We start from the raw sequence: 2,722 nt of genomic DNA, 5'->3' as shown, positions 1-2,722 counted from the left end.
GCTCAGATCCGCACTTAACGACGCGGCTAAACTTACTCGGGACAATGGTGGAATCGTCCCGGACTTGGCCTCGACCAAACGATTCATTAACGAGACCGTCCGGCTGATTCCGGAATCCGTGATCAGTGCGGAATCAGCAAGCCGCCTGGAACGAGCGCTGCGGGTCGTGGAATTTCAAGAGGCGCTCGATAAATCTGCCGCGCTCGTCATCGACAGTGTGCTTGAGCTTCCCAGGGTTGAGTCTGCGATTGCTAGCGCAGCCGAACACGCGCGCCAAGAAGCCGCAGCGGAGGCGCGACAGCTCGCCGAAGCACGAATGGCTGACGAAGGCTCGGAAGTCACTATTCTCACGGCGCGGCGGAAGGAATTGGAAGAATCCGTCGCTGCTCGACGCGTCGAGCTCCAAACCGAGCTTTCCAAGCTTGAGGCGGAGATTGGGACTTTCGAGAGCCGACTTCTGGAGCGGCTCGAGGATGCAACTGCTGACGCCGGTGAGCTTCTGGCGGATTCTGTCCTGATGCGCATCGCCAACGGTGCTAATCGCGCGGCGGTTCCGGCAATAAGCCGGGTGCGCGAGCCATTTCCGCAGGCTGCTGCGGCTTCGACGCCCACAGGCCCAGAGGTGCTCGAAACTGCGGCCCGCGTAGTCGGCTTGCCATTGACCGTTCTGGTGAGGCTCCATGAGATCCTCCACGCAGGTCTCTTGCCCGTCCTCACCGGCACCGGTGCGATGACCGCTCTGCACACCTACGCACAGGTGGCGCTGGGGGCTCGCGTCGCTGAACTGCCGGTGAATCACGATTTTCTGCGCCCGGCCGATCTGCTGGGGATACGGGCGAGTGACCCGTCCCAGCATCGCCTACACGGAGACCTTTTGGCTGCTGCCAGGCGCGAGTGCACGCCCGAGAACCCGGGGCTCGTGGTGCTGGAGGGTTTCAACTGTGGGAGCAGTGACACCTACTTGCTGCCATGGCTCGCTCATCCACGTAGACAAATCGTGGGCCCAGCAGGCGCCCGAACTGCGGCCGCAGGAGCGGGCGTCTGCTGGGGCGAGGGGCTTCTGCTCGCCGCGACGGCGTCGGTCGGAATGACCACAGCACCAGTGAGTGTCGAGTTCTGGAACTTCGCTGCGGTCGTCGATGTCCCTGCACCCTCGAGGCAGGGTGGGGAGGTTCCGGCTGCCAGCACGATTTCTCCTCCTGACCGGGTAAGCGCCTCAGGGGAGCTCGTTCGGTCGCTCGATGATCTGGCCGAAGCTATCAGTCCGGTGTTCGACACCCGCATCGACTTGAGCCGGACGCTTCACACGGTGGCGGAGACCCAGGTTGTCGGGCGCGGTGACTCCGCCCTCACGAGGGCACAGATCGCGGTCGAGTCCGTCGTGGTCCCGGCTCTGGCCACAGCAGAGGTTTCCCCGCCCGGGCTGGTAGACGACGTGATCGCGGATATCGCCCCCATCGTGCGGCTCGACACCGACGTGCTCGAGAATGCGGTCGCTCGCGCCCGGAGCATGCTGCGATGACCGGTCCACACCTCGATGTAGTTCCGGTTGAGGGAGCTTCCCCCGAGAGCGTCATCGCAGCCGAACTGATGCTCCCGCAACGAACCGGGCGCCGGACCCTTGTTTTTGAGATCGTTCGGGCTGTGGCGCATGCGTCCACCGTGGGAGGCGCGCCCGTCACTGATCACACCCTGCTCGACCGTGCTACAGCTGCGTGCGAGTCAGTAATTGACGAAACGCCTGTGGGAGTTCGTGCCTGGGTTACAGACTCAGTCAGGGAATTGGTGGCGCTGGGGGATCTCGCGCAGCTGGTCAATGGGAACTGGGTGTGCACCCCGCCTTACTTCGTGGAGAACGGAAGCGCTAGAGGCAGCCTCTTGATCGGCGGGCTGCCCGTGCGGGCACTGGCCCCAGAAGTCCGTGGCCGCGTTCACGTAGACGGAGCAGTCCGGTGGGTCGAGCAGGGAACTTCGTTCGCATTTCCAGTCGTCGAACTGGCCATGTGGAAGCGAGGTCCCGGTCAACCGATTAATGAATGGACCATCGACGTTCTGAATTCTGCGCTGCGTCCTCCGGATAGCGAGACCGTGAGCACCGCACAATATCGCTTCTACTTGCCGGGGAACGCGAGCTCTTCAGCGTCGCAAGATGCGCGCTGGTTCCCTACGAGCTCCACTATGAACGGACGCCACCTCGCTCGGGTCCGGAATGTCACCGGAATGCTCGATCACCAGATCGTCCGGCTCGAGGGCGGCCGCGTGACGGCTGCTAGATCCCTCGGCTCTGACACGGCTCGACGGTTGATGTATGGCCTGGACCTGGCCGGCGCCAACCCGACGCGAGCCCAATTACGTCGGGGGCGTAGCGGGAACTCGTCGGACGTCGTCACGATGAAGACGTTCAATCCGCTTCCGCATGCCGAGACTCGACAACTGGCCGCGGCTGCGAAGCGAAGTCGCGAGGGGGAGTGGGATCTTCCTCTCGAATACGCCAGTGATGTATCAGCATTGGCCGGACTCGGAATCGAGATCCTCACTTCGTGAACCGCCCGTAGGTCTCCGCGGCGCATCGGATGCAGAGTGCGGCGGCCGGACTTACAGTGAGCCCGCGCGACATCCGAAGCGACAGCTCGAGGAGACGCACGATGGGCATTCCCTACTGGTTGGCATCCCGATCTGGTGCCGCGACGGCCGCCCGCACGGCGGCCGACTCCGCCACGAC

2 protein-coding genes are annotated in these 2,722 nt (G+C 63.6%); both read left to right on the top strand.

Annotation, left to right across the window (positions count from 1 at the left end; genetic code table 11):
- Nucleotides 1-1,522, top strand: a 1,522-nt coding sequence (locus ACWIE7_RS18680) for a hypothetical protein (protein ID WP_454070259.1), incomplete at its 5' end; no start/stop codon positions are given.
- 698 nt (nt 1,523-2,220) lie between these two features.
- The gene (locus tag ACWIE7_RS18675; protein WP_454070258.1) at nt 2,221-2,544 is read left to right on the top strand and encodes a hypothetical protein; all 324 of its coding nucleotides are present in this window, start codon (nt 2,221-2,223) and stop codon (nt 2,542-2,544) included.
- Nucleotides 2,545-2,722: the final 178 nt, after the last annotated feature.

Source organism: Dietzia sp. NPDC055343 (assembly GCF_053645265.1).
The sequence above is the reverse complement of the archived record's forward strand: the minus strand, read 5'-3'. Positions and strand labels throughout refer to the sequence as shown.